The 17,721-nt window shown below is 72.2% G+C and carries 12 protein-coding genes; 7 read left to right on the forward strand and 5 right to left on the reverse strand.

The genetic code is table 11. The features are described from left to right. The first annotated feature begins 86 nt into the window (after positions 1 to 86). The 4 genes from ACH4DX_RS20630 (at position 87) to ACH4DX_RS20645 (ending at position 4,971) form a co-directional block, all read left to right on the forward strand. The gene (locus ACH4DX_RS20630; protein WP_398122979.1) at positions 87 to 1,499 is read left to right on the forward strand and encodes a family 2B encapsulin nanocompartment shell protein; all 1,413 of its coding nucleotides are present in this window, start codon (positions 87 to 89) and stop codon (positions 1,497 to 1,499) included. A 35-nt stretch (positions 1,500 to 1,534) separates the two neighbouring features. Continuing rightward, positions 1,535 to 2,959 (forward strand): family 2 encapsulin nanocompartment cargo protein terpene cyclase, encoded by a 1,425-nt coding sequence (locus ACH4DX_RS20635; protein WP_398156163.1) that lies wholly within the window; start codon positions 1,535 to 1,537, stop codon positions 2,957 to 2,959. Between the two features lie 5 nt (positions 2,960 to 2,964). Further along, on the forward strand, positions 2,965 to 3,864 hold the full coding sequence (locus ACH4DX_RS20640; RefSeq protein ID WP_398122981.1) for a geranyl diphosphate 2-C-methyltransferase: 900 nt from the start codon (positions 2,965 to 2,967) through the stop codon (positions 3,862 to 3,864). A gap of 111 nt (positions 3,865 to 3,975) precedes the next feature. Then, positions 3,976 to 4,971 carry a helix-turn-helix domain-containing protein gene (locus ACH4DX_RS20645; protein WP_398156164.1) on the forward strand — a complete coding sequence of 332 codons (996 nt, stop codon included), beginning with the start codon at positions 3,976 to 3,978 and terminating at the stop codon, positions 4,969 to 4,971. Between the two features lie 35 nt (positions 4,972 to 5,006). On the opposite strand, the gene helR is transcribed toward ACH4DX_RS20645, so the two are convergent. Then, on the reverse strand, positions 5,007 to 7,211 hold the full coding sequence (gene helR / locus ACH4DX_RS20650) for an RNA polymerase recycling motor ATPase HelR (RefSeq protein ID WP_398156165.1): 2,205 nt from the start codon (positions 7,209 to 7,211) through the stop codon (positions 5,007 to 5,009). Between the two features lie 278 nt (positions 7,212 to 7,489). On the opposite strand from helR, the gene ACH4DX_RS20655 reads away from it, so the two are divergent. Next, positions 7,490 to 7,678, forward strand: coding sequence for a DUF4236 domain-containing protein (locus tag ACH4DX_RS20655; RefSeq protein WP_398156236.1), 189 nt, complete (start codon positions 7,490 to 7,492; stop codon positions 7,676 to 7,678). Between the two features lie 42 nt (positions 7,679 to 7,720). Here ACH4DX_RS20655 and ACH4DX_RS20660 read toward each other — a convergent pair whose 3' ends face one another. Continuing rightward, positions 7,721 to 9,178 (reverse strand): glycoside hydrolase family 5 protein, encoded by a 1,458-nt coding sequence (locus ACH4DX_RS20660; protein WP_398156166.1) that lies wholly within the window; start codon positions 9,176 to 9,178, stop codon positions 7,721 to 7,723. 471 nt (positions 9,179 to 9,649) lie between these two features. Between ACH4DX_RS20660 and ACH4DX_RS20665 the strand changes: the two genes are divergently transcribed. Together ACH4DX_RS20665 and ACH4DX_RS20670 are read left to right on the forward strand one after the other, a co-directional pair. After that, positions 9,650 to 11,746 carry a hypothetical protein gene (locus ACH4DX_RS20665; RefSeq protein ID WP_398156167.1) on the forward strand — a complete coding sequence of 699 codons (2,097 nt, stop codon included), beginning with the start codon at positions 9,650 to 9,652 and terminating at the stop codon, positions 11,744 to 11,746. Positions 11,747 to 11,787: 41 nt separating this feature from the next. Further along, positions 11,788 to 12,213, forward strand: a complete 426-nt coding sequence (locus ACH4DX_RS20670; RefSeq protein ID WP_398156168.1) for a hypothetical protein — start codon at positions 11,788 to 11,790, stop codon at positions 12,211 to 12,213. Positions 12,214 to 12,343: 130 nt separating this feature from the next. Here ACH4DX_RS20670 and ACH4DX_RS20675 read toward each other — a convergent pair whose 3' ends face one another. The 3 genes from ACH4DX_RS20675 to ACH4DX_RS20685 all read right to left on the reverse strand — a co-directional run bounded on the left by ACH4DX_RS20675 (position 12,344) and on the right by ACH4DX_RS20685 (position 17,524). Continuing rightward, positions 12,344 to 12,811 carry an NUDIX domain-containing protein gene (locus tag ACH4DX_RS20675; RefSeq protein WP_398122987.1) on the reverse strand — a complete coding sequence of 156 codons (468 nt, stop codon included), beginning with the start codon at positions 12,809 to 12,811 and terminating at the stop codon, positions 12,344 to 12,346. A gap of 205 nt (positions 12,812 to 13,016) precedes the next feature. Then, the gene (locus tag ACH4DX_RS20680; protein ID WP_398156169.1) at positions 13,017 to 16,025 is read right to left on the reverse strand and encodes a family 16 glycoside hydrolase; all 3,009 of its coding nucleotides are present in this window, start codon (positions 16,023 to 16,025) and stop codon (positions 13,017 to 13,019) included. A 245-nt stretch (positions 16,026 to 16,270) separates the two neighbouring features. Then, a complete protein-coding gene (locus tag ACH4DX_RS20685; protein WP_398156170.1) occupies positions 16,271 to 17,524 on the reverse strand; it encodes an aromatic ring-hydroxylating dioxygenase subunit alpha in 1,254 nt (417 codons plus the stop codon). Positions 17,525 to 17,721: the final 197 nt, after the last annotated feature.

A 17,721-nucleotide genomic window follows, 5' to 3' on the forward strand; every position in this document is an offset into this window, starting at 1 on the left:
CTTCACCCCTGCCCGCCTCTATTTCTTCCGTTGCCGGTGACGTCCACGTACACGCGTCACTCCCCTGAGCAAGGAGAGCTCGCCCGATGACTGTTGACTCGAGCCCGGAGACACAAGCGGAACTGCCGCGGCAGAAAAGCCTGGGCACGGCGGCCGCCCGCAATCTCGCAAGCACGACCAAGTCCGCCCCGCAGATGCAGGAGATCACCTCTCGCTGGCTGCTGCGGATGCTCCCCTGGGTGGAGACCAAGGGCGGGGTCTACCGGGTGAACCGCCGCCTGAGCTACACCGTCGGCGACGGCACCGTGGACTTCGTCCAGGACGGCGCCGACGTCCGGGTGATCCCCCGCGAACTCGGTGAACTGGCGCTGCTGCGCGGCTTCGACGACGTGGAGGTGCTGACCGCCATCGCCGACCGGTGCGTGCAGCGCGACGTCCGCGCCGGTGAGACGCTGGCCGAGCGCGGGGCGCCCGCGGAGCACCTGCATCTGATCGCCCACGGCCGCGTCAACCAGACCACGGCCGGACCCTACGGCGACGAGGTGGCCCTGGACGTACTCGCCGACGGCGACGGATTCGGCGAGCACGCCCTCCTGGACGAGGACGCCCGCTGGGACCACACGGCCACCGCGGAGACCGCGGGCACCCTGCTGACCCTGTCCCGCGCCGACTTCGCGGCCGTGGTGTCGGCGTCGCCCGCCCTGCGGGCCCATCTCGAAGAGCTGAGGTCGCGCTCCCGGCGGCGGCAGAACCACCGCGGCGAGGCGGAGATCGCCATGTCGGCGGGCCACACCGGTGAGCACGAACTGCCCGGCGCGTTCGTGGACTACGAACTGAATCCGCGGGAGTACGAACTCTCCGCGGCGCAGACCGTCCTGCGGATCCACACCAGGGTCTCCGACCTCTACAACGGCCCGATGAACCAGACGAAGGAGCAACTGCGCCTCACCATCGAGGCGTTGCGCGAACGCCAGGAGCACGAGCTGGTCAACAACCGGGAGTTCGGCCTGCTGCACAACGCCGACTTCAAACAGCGCATCCAGCCGCACTCGGGACCGCCGACCCCCGACGACCTGGACGAACTGCTCTGCCGCCGCCGCGGCTCCAAGTTCTTCCTCGCGCACCCCAGGACGATCGCGGCGATCGGGCGCGAGCTCAACTCCCGCGGGATCTACCCCGACCACGTCGACCTCGGCGGCCAGCAGGTCCCTGCCTGGCGCGGGGTCCCGATCCTGCCCTGCAACAAGATCCCCATCACCGAGGAGAAGACCAGCTCGATCCTGTGCATGCGTACGGGCGAGGACAACCAGGGCGTCATCGGCCTGCACCAGACCGGCCTGCCCGACGAGTACGAACCGGGCCTGTCGGTGCGCTTCATGGGCCTCAACGAACAGGCGATCACCTCCTACCTCGTGAGCACCTACTACTCCGCCGCGATCCTCGTGCCGGACGCGGTCGGCGTCCTGGAGAACGTGCAGATCGCCCGCTGGGGCAGGTAGTGGACCCGGTCGCCCGCTCCGCCGAGGAGCCCCGGATGCCCGCCGCGCCCGAGCCTGCACCCGTGCACGCTCCGACACCCGCCGCGCACGCGCCGACGCCTGCGCACGCGCCCGAGCCGACACCTCCGCAGTCGAGCGTGCCCGATGCGGTTTCCCGCTTCGGAGCACACGTCCTCGCCGAAGCCGCGGCCCGTGCCTGCGACATCAAGGCCGTCTTCGGCGTTCCGTCCGGCACGCCCTCGCCGCCCGCCCCGCCCTCCGTCGCTGCTCCGCCCCCCGTCGGCGTCCCGCCCGCCCCCGGTGCCGCACCCGTCATCGACGTCCCGTCGTCGTCCGTCGCGGCTCCCGCGCCGGACGCCGGCCTCTCCCGGATCCTGCGAGGCCCGAGCGGTCTGGGCACCGCGGGCCTGCGCCTGGCCCCGCGGGCGGAGCCGGAGACGCCCGCTCCGCCACCGGAGCAGCCACGGCAGCACGAGGCGGAGGGTACGCCGATCCCCGGCCTCTACCACCACCCGGTGCCCGAACCCGACCCGGTGCGGGTCGAGGAGGTCAGCCGCAGGATCAAGGCCTGGGCCATCGACGAGGTCTCCCTGTATCCCGACGACTGGGAGGAGGAGTTCGACGGCTTCTTGGTCGGCCGCTACATGGTCGCCTGCCATCCGGACGCCCCCAGCGTCGACCACCTGATGATCGCCACCCGTCTGATGGTGGCCGAGAACGCGGTCGACGACTGCTACTGCGAGGACCACGGAGGCTCCCCCGACGGCCTCGGAGAACGCCTTCTCCTCGCGCACACCGCCCTCGACCCGCTGTACACCACCCAGGAGTACCAGCCGCACTGGGCGCAGTCCCTGCACGCGGACGCTCCCCGACGTGCCTACCGCTCCGCCATGGAGTACTTCGTCCAGGTGGGCAGCCCCTCCCAGGCCGACCGGTTCCGGCACGACATGGCCCGGCTGCACATGGGGTATCTCGCAGAGGCCGCCTGGGCCCAGCTGGACCGCGTGCCGGAGGTGTGGGAGTACCTGGCGATGCGCCAGTTCAACAACTTCCGCCCCTGCCCGACCATCACCGACACCGTCGGCGGCTACGAACTCCCGGCGGACCTGCACGCCCAGCCCGCCATGCAGAGGGTCATCGCGCTCGCGAGCAACGCGACGACCATCGTGAACGACCTGTACTCGTACACCAAGGAACTCCATTCCCCCGGCAGGCACCTGAACCTGCCCGTCGTGATCGCCGACCGCGAGGGCCTCTCGGAACGGGACGCCTATCTGAAGTCGGTCGAGGTCCATAACGAACTCATGCGCGACTTCGAGGCCGCGGCCGCGGAGCTGGCCGCCGCCTGCCCCGTGCCGAGCGCGCAGCGCTTTCTGCGCGGCGTGGCCGCCTGGGTCGACGGCAACCACTACTGGCACCGGTCCAACACCTACCGCTACAGCCTGCCCGACTTCTGGTAAGAGAAATGGATTCATCTGTGACAAGCACCGACCTCACCGCCACGTCGAGCGGCACCCCCCTGCGCATCCCCGGCCCCGCGACGCCCTACCAGGGGGACATCGCCCGCTACTGGGACGGTGAGGCCAGGCCCGTGAACCTGCGCCTGGGCGACGTCGACGGCCTCTACCACCACCACTACGGCATCGGGGACGTCGACCACTCCGCGCTCGGTGACGCCGAGGACAGCGAAAGCGAGAAGAAGCTGATCGCGGAGCTCCACCGCCTGGAGTCGGCACAGGCCGAGTTCCTCCTGGGACACCTCGGCGACATCGGGCGCGACGACACCCTGGTGGACGCCGGCTGCGGCCGCGGCGGCTCGATGGTGATGGCCCACCAGCGCTTCGGATGCAAGGTGGAAGGCGTCACGCTCTCCGCCAAGCAGGCCGCCTTCGCCAACCACCGGGCGCGCGAACTGCGCGTGCAGGACCACGTCCACGCCCGCGTCTGCAACATGCTCGCCACGCCCTTCGCGACCGGGGAGGTCGCGGCTTCGTGGAACAACGAGTCGAGCATGTACGTCGACCTGCACGACCTGTTCGCCGAGCACGCGCGCATCCTCGAGGTCGGCGGCCGCTATGTGACCATCACCGGCTGCTGGAACCCGCGGTACGGCCAGCCGTCGAAGTGGGTCTCGCAGATCAACGCGCACTTCGAGTGCAACATCCACTCGCGCCGGGAGTACCTGCGCGCCATGGCCGACAACCGCCTCGTGCCGCAGGCCGTGGTCGACCTCACCCCCGCCACCCTGCCGTACTGGGAGCTGCGGGCCACGTCCTCGCTGGTCACGGGGATCGAGGACGCGTTCATCAACTCCTACAAGGACGGGTCCTTCCAGTACGTCCTGATCGCGGCCGACCGGGTCTGACCTCCGCGCGGTCCGATCTTCTCGGAAGACCCGCACACGGGCACCTGGAGCGGGCCTCGCCCTCCAGGTGCCCCCTCTCCCGTCAAGTCGCCACACAGGGAGCCGTTCTCGATGACCGACCGCGGACGAGCGAAACACGCCGTGGCGGCGCGGCGGTTGGGCGGGGCGCTGCGTGCCCTCCAGCAGCGTTCGGGGCGCACGCTGCGGAGCCTGGAGAAGCAGGTGCGGATCAGCGACTCGTCGCTCTCGCGCTACTTCCGGGGGGACATCGTTCCGCCGTGGCCCGTGGTCCGCGACGTGTGCCGGGCGCTGGGCGGAGACCCCATCGAGTACCGGGCGCTGTGGGAAGCGGCCGACCGCAGCAGGCCGGAGCCCTTACCGGAAGTCGCCGTCGAGCGCCCGCAGCCCGCGGCCGACCCCCGGCCGCCCGCGGCCGACCGGGACGCCGGGGCTTCCCTGCGGGCCCGGCTCACCGGCCGGTGGGCCTGTGCGGCGGCCGGAGCCGTGGCCGGTCTGCTCACCGGCGTCGTCGTCACCCTGCTCGCCCTCCCCCACGACTCCCCGCCCGCCCCGCGCACCACGCCGGGCCCTTCGTCCGCCATGCCCTCGGGCCCGGTCCCCCCGCCGCGCTCCTCGCCCGGCGGCCCGCCCCTGTCCCCCGCCCACCCCGCCGACACCGTCGCCAAGGCCCCGGCCGGTGACGGCTCTGCGCACTCCGCGGGGGCGGGTGCCACAAGGCCACCCGAGGCCACCCGGATCTTCGTCAGCCGGGCCACGGGCAACTGCCTGGACGACAGCCTCGACAAGGGGCTGCGCTCCTACGCGTGCAACGGGATGCCGTACCAGTGGTGGACCGTCCGCCGGTATGCCGACGGTGCGCGTCAGCTCCGCAATCACGCCACGGGAAAGTGTCTCGACCACGACCCGGCGGACCTGCGCACCGAGCGGTGCGGGGCGGCGCCCTCCCAGAAGTGGGTGTTCGCCCCGGGGCCCGACGAGGCGGTCGGCCTCAGGAACGCGGACACCGGGAGGTGCCTGGAGGACGACGGCCGCGCCGGTCTGCGCGCGGTGCGCTGCGCGTCCACGCGACAGCAGAAGTGGGCGTGAGACGGCCCCGCACACGTCGGGGGCGGCCGGGTGGTTCAGGAGCTGGTGAGGACGACCAGTTGGCGGGTCGCCCGGGTCATCGCGACATAGCGGTCCACCGCTCCCTCGACGCCCTCGCCGAACGCCTCGGGGTCGACCAGGACGACCAGGTCGAACTCCAGCCCCTTCGAGAGGGAGGGCGTCAGCGACCGGACCCGGGAGGTCTCCTGGAACGTGGGATCGCCGATCACACAGGCGGTCCCCTCGGCGTGCGCGGCCAGCCAGGTGTCGAGGACCGACGCCAGCTCCGTGACGGAGCCGTGGACGACGGGGACGTCGCCGCTGCGGACCGACGTCGGCACGTTGGCGTCGGGGAGCGCGGCGCGGATGACCGGCTCGGCCTCCGCCATGACCTGCTCGGGCGTGCGGTAGTTGACGGTCAGGGACGCCACCTCGACGCGGTCGAGGCCGATGCGTCCGAGACGTTCCCGCCAGGACTCGGTGAACCCGTGCCTGGCCTGGGCCCGGTCCCCGACGATGGTGAAGCTCCGGGACGGGCAGCGCAGCAGCAGCATCTGCCACTCCGCGTCGGTCAGCTCCTGTGCCTCGTCCACGACGACGTGCGCGAAGGGACCGGCGAGCAGGTCCGGGTCGGCCGTGGCGAGCTCGGCCTCGTCGACGAGGCTGACCTGGGCGTCCTGGCCGCGCAGCATCGTCACGAGGCCTTCGCCGTCGTCGCCGTCGGCGCCCGAGGAGGACGCGGCGTCGATCAGGTTGTCGACGACCTGCGCCATGCGTTCGCGCTGGGCGGCGAGGACGGCCTCCTGCCTGCGCTTGCGCCGGGTCGCCTCCGGGTCGCCGAGCCGCTGCCGCGCCGCGTCCAGGAGCGGCAGGTCGGACACCGTCCAGGCCTTGGGTGCGTCCTTGCGCTGGAGTTTGCGGACCTCGCGGGTTTCGAGCCAGGGGGCGCACAGCCGCAGATAGGCGGGGACCGTCCACAGGTCGGAGACCAGGTCGGCGGCGTCGAGGAGCGGCCAGGCGCGGTGCAGGGTGTCGACCAGTTCCTCGTCGTACCGCAGCGCGGCACGGAACGCGTGGATCGGGACGTCGCCGTCGAGCTTGTCGAGGAGGATCGCGACCAGTTCCTCCCAGACCTGCTCGCGTCCCTCGTTGTGCGGTGTGCCGGGGTCCGGTGCCTCGAAGGCCTCGGCCCAGTCGTCGGCGCTCAGCCGGATGTCGCCCCAGTCGGTCGTGACCGTCATGCCCTTCGCGGGCGGCTCCTCGTAGAGGGCGACGGCCTTCTCGATCGCCTTCACCATGTCCGCGGACGACTTCAGGCGGGCGACCTCGGGGTCGTTCTCGTCCGGTGCCGTGGCGCCCTCGGCGACGAGGTCCCGCACGATGCAGGTCTGCACGCCCTCCTCGCCGAGGCTGGGCAGGACGTCGGCGACGTACGCGAGGTAGGGCCGGTGCGGGCCGACGAACAGCACGCCGCCCTTGCGGTGGCCGAGGCGGGGGTCGGAGTGCAGCAGGTAGGCGGCGCGGTGCAGGGCGACCACGGTCTTGCCCGTGCCCGGTCCGCCGTCGACGACGAGGGCGCCGCGGGAGCCCGCGCGAATGATGGCGTCCTGGTCGGACTGGATGGTGGCGAGCACGTCGCGCATCCGGGCCGACCTGCTGCTGCCCAGGCTGGCGATGAAGGCGGACTGGTCGTCGAGCGCCGTGTGCCGTTCGAGGCCCTCGGCGGTGAACACCTCGTCCCAGTAGTCGCTGATCCGGCCGCCGGTCCAGCGGTATCTGCGGCGGCTCGCCAGGCCCATCGGGTTGGCGTGGGTCGCCCCGAAGAAGGGCTCGGCCGCGGGGGAGCGCCAGTCGACGAGGAGCCGGTTCCCCTCGCTGTCGGTGAGGCCGAGCCGGCCGATGTACACGGGTTCGGGGGCGTCGGCGGTGACGATGCGCCCGAGGCACAGGTCCAGGCCGAAGCGGCGCAGGGCGCGCAGGCGGCCGGTGAGGCGGTGGACCTCCGCGTCCCGGTCCATCGCCTGCCTGCCGGTGCCGCCGGGTGCCTTGAGCTCGGCGTCCAGGCGGTCGGAAAGGTCGGTGACCGCCTGCTCGACGCTCGCCGCGACGGCTGTGAAGTGCTTCTCGTCGTCGGCGATCAGCGTCGGGTCGGCCTTGGCGGAGAGGCGGTCGGGCAGGTCGAAGACGCCGGTGTTCAAGGGGCTTGCTGACGGAAGCACGTGCACTTCAGGAGACTCCATGTCCGCAGGTTTCGGGGTGTGGCCTGCGATTTTGCGTCACGACGGGGGCCTTGCCGCAAGCCCCCCGGTGCGCTATAAGTTAAGAGTGGCAAGGAGCGGATGTTCTCCTTGCCTTTCTTCATGACCGGTTGCCTTGCGCGCTCGCGCGCTCCGGCGTGCCGGTGGGGGCCGTCGTCGATGTCGAGCCGACGCCGTACGAGGACCGGGTCGAGCCGTACGCCGGCCGCGGCGACGAGGTCGTCTGCGAGCGGGAGCACGAGGGACGCGAGGAGTCCGCGATGCCGATCCACTACCGCAAGTCGTTCCGGATCCTGCCCGGGGTCCGCCTGAACATCAACGGCCGCTCGTGGTCGATCACCCTCGGCGGCAGGCACGGCCCCCGGCACACCATCAACTCCAACGGTCGGCGCTCCTCGTCCATGGACCTGCCGGGCCCGTTCCGCTATCGCCGCAACCACCGGCGCTAGCCACACCGGCCGACGTCGACCACACCAGCCCGCCGGTCGCCGTCACGCGGCCGGTCGTACCGTCACCCGCACCTCGACGCCGCCGCCCGCCCGCACCGTGACCTGCCGCGCCGGTCCGGCGGGCACGTGCCGTGCGCTGGGCCGCGCTTTACTGCCCGGGACGGTGATCCGCCAGCCGGTGCGGCTTGGTGGCAGGGACAGCACGGTGGTGCCGGGGCGCGGGCTCGAACGGTAGGCGAGGCGGTACGTGCCGGTGCCGGGATCGTGGGTGTCGGTACGTACGGTGCCCGCGACGGCGGGGGCGTACGGGGTGACGGTGCGTTCCTTGTTGGTACGGAGACGACCGTCCCGGTCGAGGGCGCAGTAGCCGCCGCCGTAGCACCAGACGTAGGCCGCCCACCCCGAGGAGTACCGGGTGAAGGAGGCGAGGGCGTCGTCGTGGAACCTGCGCATGTTCGGCAGTCCGCTGTTCAGCGGGCCCCACTCCCCCACGACCACCGGGATCGACTGCTCGCGCGGGTAGACGGTGACGGCCTTCTCGTACGCCTCGATCCAGCCGGCGGCCGGATCGTAGTCGGCACCCGCCTCCATCGCGGTGTCGTAGAAGTGCGGCGCGTACACGACGCGTCGGTCGGCCACCCGGCCGAGTCCGGTGGGCACGCCCTCGCCGACGATCGGGGTCGGCTCGACGAACAGCCAGTTGGTGCGGTCCCGGGTGCGGATCGCGGCGGCGAGGCGCCGGTACATCGGGGTGAGCTGGGTGGCCTCGATGCGGCGGGCCGCGGTCGCCAGGTCCTCGCCCTGCCGCAGCTCCCCCATCGGCTCGTTGATCAGGTCGTAGCCGAGGACCGCGGGGTGGCCGCCGAAGCGATCGGCGAGCAGCCGCCACATGCGTGCCTGGGCTTGTTGCAGGTCCGCGTCCTCGTAGAGGTGGGTGAAGGCCCGCTGGACGGCGGGCTCGAAGTACTCCGCGAACCAGTCGTCGGGGTGCGGGGTGAACGGGAGTCCGTCGGTGCGTGTCGCCCACGCCGGTATCCCGCGGTGATCGAACGCCGGTCCGAAGACGTCCTGATGGGCGTCGATGACGACGTGGACGCGGTGGGTGCGCGCCCAGTCGAGGATCCGACGGATCTTGCGCAGATACGCCTCGCTGTACTGTCCCCGCCGGGGCTCCAGGTCGTCCCAGAAGACCAGCAGGCGGGCGAAGTTGAAGCCGTGGGCACGCAGATCGGCGAAGTGCCGCTCGGTGATCGCGACAAGGGCGTCCGGGCCGTGGTGGGTCTTGTCCTCGACGTTCCAGCCGCGCAGGGTGAGTGTGCGGCCGCGGTCGTCGGTGAGGCGGGGGACGCCGTCCGACGCGCCGGGGGCCCCGTCGGGGGTGGTACGGGTGGCTGTCCCGTCCGTCGTGGCGGCCGGGGCGGTGCCTCCGGCGAGCAGGGCGGTGACGAGGAGCGCGGTCACGGCCGCGAGGCTCGGGCGGTGCGGACGGCGCTTGCCCATGAGGGACCTCCGGCGTTCGGCGAACGGCGTTCGGTACGGCTGGCTGTGCCGACGTATGGGTGTGCGTCTAGTTGGCGGTGCTGGTGCTGTACGTGCGTGGGTCGCAGGTAGCGGTGCTGGTGCACGTGCGTGGGTCGCAGGTAGCGGTGCTTGCGTACGTGCGTAAGTCTCAGATAGCTGTGCTGGTGTACGTGCGTAAGTCTCAGATAGCTGTGCTGGTGCACGTGCGTGGGCCGCAAGTAGCTGTGCTGGCGTATGTGCGTGAGTATCAGGAATCCGTTGCAGGTGCCAGTACGCCGTCAGTGGTCACTCGCGACCCGTCGGGCGGCGCACTCCACCGACCGGGCGCGCCCTGTGCGCGCCCTTCACTGCCGTCCGCCTCGCGCTCCCCGCGGAAGGCCTGCTGAGGTGCGGCCTCGGCTGCTAGCTTCACGAACTCAACGGCGTGGCGCATCGGGGGAGGCGGCGTTGATGACCGAGGACACGCACGGTCCGCACGGACGGCTCCCGGACTCCGCCGGCACTGGGACCGCTGCCGGAGCGGCTTCGGACACGGCCGCCGATGTGGCCGAGCATCTGGCGGCGGCGATCGGTACGGACGCGTGGTCCGTCGCCCACACGGGAGTGGCCGCGCTCCTCGACCCGGGGGACGGCTCGGCGGTCGAGCGGATTCGGGCATGGACGGCTGAGGCCCAGCGGCGCGACTCCGCCGGGCGGGACGAGTTCCTCATGGACTCCGTGCCCCACGTGCGGCAGGAGCTGGCCGCCGCACTCGCCGCGCACCCGCAACAGGGCGCGCAGGCACGGCGGTTGACGGACACGGTGCATGCGCTGCTCGCGGCGGCCGACGTGACGGCCCGTACGGCGGACGTGACGCGCGGCGCGGCAAAGGCGCCTTTCGGCACAGCGGATCCGGCGCCCGACACGGTGGCGGATCCGGTGGGTGGGGCAGAGTCGGCGGGTGGGGCAGAGTCGGCGGGTACGTCCTCCACCCAGTTCGCGACCGCCGACGGGCACGGCACGGTCAACGCCGTACAGCACGGCAACATCTACCACCAGGTGGTCCTCGGGCTCGCCGAGCGGCCGCGCCGGATGAGCCGGGGCGCCGCGGGTGCGGTGGTCGGCGTCGCGGGAGCGGGGGCCGCCGTGACCGGGACGGTTGCCGCCCGGCACCTCTCGGGGGCGGAGGCCGACGGCGCGGCGGGAGATCTGCCGCAGGGGCCGCTGGCCGAACCCGCCACGCCGGCCGGAGCGCCCGGGCCACCGCCCACCGCCCCTCCTCCCCCGCCGGGACCGCCCTCCGTGGGCGCCGAAGGCGCGGTGACCGGAGGATCCGTGCCCGGCGGCGCGGTCGTCACCAAGGCCACGTCCGTGTTCGCGAAGGCGGCGGGGGTGCTGGGCGCGGGCGGCGGCGGTGTCGGCGTGCCCGCCGTACTCACCCTGGTCACCGTCGTGGTCGTCGCCGCCGCCTCCGTGAGCGTCGTCGTGTCCCTTCCCGGCCGAGGCGCCTCGTGCGACTCCGCCGTCGACGGCCGTTCGGCTCCCGCCGCGCTCGCGGAAGCGGCCCGCAGGACGGGCCTGACGAGCTACCGCTTCACCGTCCACCGGGGTACGCACCGCGTCTTGGGGGCGGCCGACCCCCGGGTGCGCTCCGCGTGGTTCACCCAGCGGGTGGGCGACGGTCCTTCCGTGGCGGGAACCATCGCGCGGGGCAGGGTCGCCCTGCCCGCGGGCACCCTGGTCCCCGCGGGGGCCGACAGGAACCTCGTGCGGTCCGACGGCGCGTTCACCGACGCCGTCGACCCCACCGCGGCCGCGCGGCTGCTGCGGTCGGTGACCGCCGCCGAGCGTGACGGGTGCGCGTTCGAGGGGACGCTGCGGCCCGCGTCCCCGCCGCCTCCGGAACCCCCGCGCCAACCGGACGCCCCTTCTCCCTCGACAACCCCACCGACACCGACCACATCGGCGGCACCAGCCACATCGGCGAGATCGGCCACATCAGCGAGGTCAGCGAGATCGGCCACATCAGCGAGATCGGCCATGTCAGCGAGGTCAGCGGCACCTTCGCCCGTCGCCTTCACCGCACGGATCGACAAGCGCGGGCGCCTCGTACGGCTCGTCGTCGACGCGGTGCCGGGGCCTGGAGGTGCCGCCGCCGTGTCGGCGCGCTACTCGCACTTCGGCCTCGCCGTCACCCCGTCCGTGCCGCCCACCCCCTCCGCGGGACCGGCGTCCTCCGCACCGGCCCCGGACGGCGCCGTGCGGCTCGACGGGCGCTGGACGGGCATCTGGTCCGTCGCCGTGGGAGGCGGCACCTTCGACGCGCGCCTGAAGGAGGACGGCGGCCGCATCACCGGCGACCTCACCGTCAACGGCATCAGCGGCTGCGACCTGGACGGAGCCCTCACCGGCAGCCTCGATGGCGACCGCATCACCTTCGGCTCCGCGGGCGGCGGCCAGTCGGCGATCGTCTTCACCGGCACCGTCCACGGCGACTCGATGAAGGGCGCATTCGCCACCGGCTGCCAGAACGCGAAGGGCGACTGGACCGCCGAGCGGGCCCCCTGAGCCCACCGGCACACGAACGCACACGTGAGGAGAGAGACCACATGAACCCCGAATGGCTGGCCGCCCTGGCCGCCGCGGGCGCCGCCGGGCTCGTCGGCGCGGCGGCGGAGGACGCCTGGCAGACCACGCGCGACCGCTTCGTGCGGCTCCTCGGCCGAGGCGACCCCGAGCAGAGCGAAAGGGCGGGGCGGCGCCTCGACGCGCTGCGGGACGTGGCGCGGCGCGCGGACGGCGGAGCCGAGTTGGCGCAGGCGCGCGGTGCCTGGCGCGTGCGGCTCCAGGACTTCCTCGCCGACCACCCGGACGCGGCAGCGGAACTCCAGGCGGCGATCGCCTCCTTCCCGCCGCCCGCACCCGCGGCGTCGACCACGTACCGGCAGTCCGGGAAGGCCGAGGGACACGGACGGGTGATCATGAATCAGCACGGCGATCTGACAGTACGGGACACGCGGGACGGGCGCGGCTGAGCCGAAGCGGACCCCGCCTCCACCCGCGCCCGAGCACGCCCCGCCCCGCTCCACCCGTACCCGCACCCGCACCCGCACCCGCACCCGCACCCGCACCCGCACCCGTAAAAACGGTCACGCGGTCACGCGGTCACGCGGTCAAGTGCGCGGCCAGCCTCTCCAGGAAGACCCGCTGGCCCGCGACGAGCTTGTCGGCAGCCCGGTCGAGGGGCAGCCAGGCCACCCGGTCGAGTTCGGGAAACTCCTGGAAGCGGCCGGAGCCGCGCGGCCACTCCAACCGGAAGGTGCCGGGCACCACGGTCGCCGGGTCGAGGTCGGCCTCGACGGCCCACACGGCCACCGTCTTGCCGCCCGCCTGCCGTACGTCGCCCAACGGCAGATAGGGGCCCGCGGGGGCCGCCCTGCCGAGTTCCTCCTCGAACTCCCGCACCGCGGCGGCCAGCGGTTCCTCCTCCCCGCCGTGCTCACCCTTGGGGATCGACCAGGCCGCGTGGTCGCGGCGGGCCCAGAACGGTCCGCCCATGTGGCCGATGAGCACCTCGACGGCCGGGCCCGGGTTGCGGAACAGGAGCAGTCCGGCGCTGCGGCGGCCGGTCATGACAGCGAGGGGCGTGAGGGCTGCATGCCGTCGGACCCTACGCGCCCGGCGGCGCGGGAGGACGGGACGCGCCCGCTGCGGCGCGTCCCGCCCGGCCTCCCGACGGCCGTCGAGTGACGGTCGACGGACGTCGAGGAGGTTGACGGACGTCGAGAAGGTCGACGGCGTCGAGTGCGAGTCGGGGTCGAGTGCGGGTGGTCGAGGTCTACAGGGGCTGGATCGAGATGTTGCGGTACCGGACCGCGTTGCGGTGGTCCTGCAACCGGATGGCCCCGGCCGCCGGGCTCTCCGCGTCTCCCCCTCCCGTCGGCCCGTCGATCGCCACGTCGTCGTGGACCTTCACGCCGTTCCACACCACCGTGACGCGCGCGTCCTGTGTCTTCGTGCCACCGTCGTCGAAGCGGGCGGCGCGGAAGGTGATGTCGTACGTCTGCCAGGTCTCGGGCGGCTTGGCCGCGTTCTTGTCGGGTGCCCTCTTCGTGTAGACCGCGCCGGCCTCGTTGTCGGCGGGTGTGCTGTCGCCGTACGAGTCCAGGATCTGGATCTCGTACCGCTCCTGGAGGTAGACCCCGCTGTTCGCGCGGTCCTGCCCGGTCACGTCCGGCGGGAGCTTCGGCAGCCGGAACTCGACGTGCAGCTTGAAGTCCTGGTAGGCCTCCTTGGTGCGGATGTCGCCGCAGCAGACTTCCATGGCGCGGTCGCCGACCAGCGGCCACTGGGGAGTGCGTCCGTCGGTGTGCTGCCACGGTGAGCGGTCGGTGCCGTCGAAGAGGGTGGTTGTGTCGCCCCGCGGGTGGACGGCGAGCAGGTCGAGGTTGACGTGTCCGGTGTCGCCGTCGCCATGGCGGTAGGTGATGGTGTTGGCGCCGGCGCGCAGTTCGATCCGTTCGGCGCGGGTGGACCACCTGTCCCAGGTGCCGGTGCTCGGGAGTCTCGTCTGCCGCACCTCGCGGCCGTTGACGTGGACGGTCAGCGTCTTGGTCCCCGCGGCCGGATGGGGGCCGTTGGCGTAGCGCAGGCCGACGTCGTAGGTGCCACCCTTCTTGACCGTGACGTCGAAGGTGGTGGCGGCGCCCTTGGTGCCGTACCCGTCGACGAAGCCGCGCCCCGAGTAGGCGGAGTGGTTGTCGTTGGTGCCGGCGCCGCCTTCGAGCCGGGACTCCTCCGCCTCGTACAACGTCTGCTGTGCGGGGCCGGCGCCGGGGATGCGGTTCAGGGTGTACCACGCCTCGGTGCTCCACAGTTCCTTGCCGCCCTCGGCGGTGAAGGGGCGGGGCGAGCGCAGATGGACGACGCGTCCGGGCTTGAGGCCCGGGATGTCCAGGGTGACCTTCCTTCGGTCCGCGGCGAGCGTCGCCGCGCGTACCGGCAGTGTCTCCTCGTCCACCTTGGGGCCGCCGTAGGCAGCGGTCGGCACATAGCGCCACTGGGTGACGCGGTAGCGCGCGGCGAGCTTGTCGGCCGTCGCCCGGGAGACCGGCTTGGTGTACTCCAGCTCGAAGCCGGTCCTCGTGGCGCGCATGGTCTTGATGTCGAAGGCGTCGTCGGCCGCCGGTGTGAGCTTCTGGAGGCCGTGCTTCAGCTTGCCGGGCTGCCCCCAGTTGCCGCCGGCACCGAGGCCGCCTGCGTACAGGGCACCGTCGGGGCCCGTGCTGAGCCGGTTGACCCCGGCTTCGAGGCCCTGGGTGAAGCGGAAGACCGCGCCCTGGTACTCACCGCCGACCTTCTCCAGGGACGCTCGCTGGACTCCGCCGTACGTCACGTCACCGATGAGCATCTGCCCGGCGAAGGTGCCTTCCTTCAGGAGCAGCGGGGTGCTCGGTGAGTTGCCGATCTCGTTCTGCGGCAGCCACAGCACGGGCTGGGTGACGGGCCTGTCGTCGAACGGCCCGTCGGGGTTGGTGTGGTGGTTGAAGAAGCGGCCCTGTTTGACGTGCAGGAGTTTGGACGACGGCAGCCAGCCGCCCTGGTTGTCGGTGGCGAAGAGATCGCCGCCCGGTCCCCAGCCGATGCCGTTGGGGGTGCGCAGGCCGCCCGCCACGTAGGTGACGTCGCCGGTCTCGCGGTCGACCTTGACGGTGGTGCCGCGGTTCTTCGCGGGCTGCGGGTCGGTGGTGGCGCCGCCGTAGTCGATGGCGACGGACAGGTTCAGGTAGAAGTAGCCGTCGCGGTAGAGCAGGCCGAAGGCGAATTCGTGGAAGTTCTTGCCGAACGGCCAGGTCGCGACGGTCTCGTAGGCGTCGGTGACGTCGTCGCCGTCGGTGTCCTTCAGGCGGGTCAGCTCGTGCTTCTGCGAGACGTACAGCGAACCGTCGACGTACTTCAGGCCCATCGGTTCCTTCAGGCCGTCGGCGACCTTCTCGGTGGTCACCTTGTCGGGTCCCGTACCCCCGGTGACGTGGTCCAGGAGGTGGACCTCGCCCTCGGTGTTGTCGGTGCCGCCCCAGGTGGACACGGCGAGGCGGCCGTCGGGCAGCCAGTCCATCGCGGTGACCTGCGGTTCGAAGCCCTTCGGCCTGAGGTCGGTGAGCCGGTAGTCGGGGTGCACGCCGTTCAGCGGCAGGCCGTCGCCCGGTGACTCCGTGGAGTTGGCGCACTCCTTGCGGCCCGGGGCCGTGACCCGTACGACACCGGCGTCGGTGCTCAGGACCGAGTTCGGCACGACGGTGAAGTCGCTCGCGCCCGGCGGCCGCCAGGAGAGCGTGACCTGCTGCTCACCGCCCGCCTCGAAGTGCTCGATCAGCAGGGCGTGATGGCCCGCGGTCAGCTCGGCCGTGCCGTCCTTGGGTGTCGGGCCGTGCAGGCCGTCGTGCTCGATGACCCGCTGGTTGCCGATGACCAGTCGGGAGCCGTCGTCACTGGTGAGGCGGAAGGCGTAGGTGCCGTCCTCGGGAACCTGGATGTTGCCGATGGTCTGCGAGACGAAGTTGTCGGCGTGGCCCCCGAAGTCCCCGGGTTCCTTCCAGTCGACGTTCTGCTTCAGCTGGTCGGTGTTCGGCGTCTGCCCGGCCTTCAGTTCGCACAGCGTCTTGAGCGGCTGCTGCACGTCGTAGACGCGCTGCGTCACGCCGGGCTCCTGGGGCGGGAGTTCGACGAAGGGGCTCGGCTCCTCATCGGCGCCGGCCGGGGCCGCCCAGGCTGTCCCGGCGAGGAAGGAGGCGACCACCAGGAAGCTCAGACGGGCGCGGAGTCTTCGGTACGGCCGTGCGCTCATTGCTGCTCCCGGCGAGTACGGAGGCGATGATGGCGGAAGTACTGGCGTGGCGCGTGCGGTGGCTCGGGGCGGGACGCTAGCCAGCTTTCGCCGCGGCGGGAACCCCTTGCGCGACAAGGAACACGACTTTTTCTCGCGTCAGGACAAAGCGTGTACGCGAGCCGGGGTCGGCGGGGGCGCTGCCCACACCCGGGATGTGCCGCCACGTCCCCTCCCGCGCGAGGTCCTCGTTGCCGCGCCGCGGATCAGGGCGCCGCCGGGGCGTCCCCCGCGAGGCGCTCCGCCAGATACCGCTGGAACTGCCACAGCGGGCGCTCCAGATGGGAGAAGCGGCCGCCCGACGGGGCGGGGTCGGTGGCGAGGCCGCGCTGGACACCGCGGATGGCCACCAGGTCCTCCGCCTGGATCACCTTGAACTGCTCCTTGGAGGCCGCTACATACCCGTCGAAGCCGGGGTTCCGCTTGGCTTCGGCCGGGACCAGGACCGTGACGAGCGCGTCGTGCGTGTCCGGCCCCGTGGGCACCCAGCGCACGAAGGTCACGCTGTCGGGCAGCAGCGCGAGGACCATGTTCGGGAACACGCCCGCGACGGTCATCCCCGAGAGCTGGCGCATGCCGAGCCCAGGGATGGGCGTGCCCACCAGGCCCGCGCCCACCAGGTCCGTGCCCGCCAGGTCCGTGCCGTCCGGGTCCGTGCCGTCGGAATCCGTGCCGTCCGGGTCCTGTGGGAGCTCCATGCCGGACGCGAAGGGCGTGTACATGCTGAACCCGCGCCCCTCGCACTCGTCCACGACGGTGTCCTTGCCGGGCAGGATCCGATCGAGGGTGTTCGCGTGCGAGCCCATGTGGTGGTAGTTCTCCGAGCCGTTCTCGAACGCCACCTTCCAGTTCGCGGGGACGCCGTCCCAGCGCTCGGTGTACGCGACGACCAGGTCCGCGATGCGGTAGGGCGCGAGGGTGGCGTCCAGGTCGGCGAGCTGGGGGCCGAGCGGCGGCGCGTCCGGGTCGGCGCTCACCATGATCAGGCCCTGCCACACCTCCAGGCGGTACCGGGGCAGTCTGCACGCGGTGCGGTCGAACTCGACCTGGTTCATCAGGGGGGCGCCTGCGAGGCGGCCCGCGAACTCGCCGTTCAGGCGGTAGGTCCAGGTGTGGTACGGACAGGTCAGCCGCTTGAGCGAACCCTGGTCGGGGGTCGTCTCCGGCGGCAGGACGTCCATGAAGCGGTGCCTGCACACCCGGGACAGGGCGTGCAGGTCGCCGTTCTCGTCGCGCGTGATGACCAGCGGGGCGCCGAGGACGTCCGTGCGCAGATAGTCGCCGGGCCCCGCGACCTGGTCGACGTGGCCGACGCATACCCAGTCGCTGCCGAAGATGCGCTCCCCTTCAAGGCGGTGGAAGTCCGCACTGGTGTAGGCGCGGGCAGGGAGCGTCTCGCCGAGCTCCAGGGGCAGCGCGGCGAGCCGGGCCAGTTCGCCGAGCAGGGAGGGGAGCCCCATGGGTCCCACGGGTGCCCCAGGTCCCGCAGGCCCAGCAGGCCCAGCAGGCTCCGCAGATTTCCCAGGTCCCCCAGGTCCCCCAGGCCCGGCAGGCCCGGCAGGCCCCGCAGGTGAGGAGGGTCGCCGGGTGGGCCGGGAGGAGAGTCCGTCGTGCAGCATGGTGCCACCGCCTTCAGTCCGGGATCTCCTTCCATGCT

The sequence above is a fragment of the Streptomyces sp. NPDC017940 genome (assembly GCF_044328435.1).
Lineage (GTDB): Bacteria > Actinomycetota > Actinomycetes > Streptomycetales > Streptomycetaceae > Streptomyces.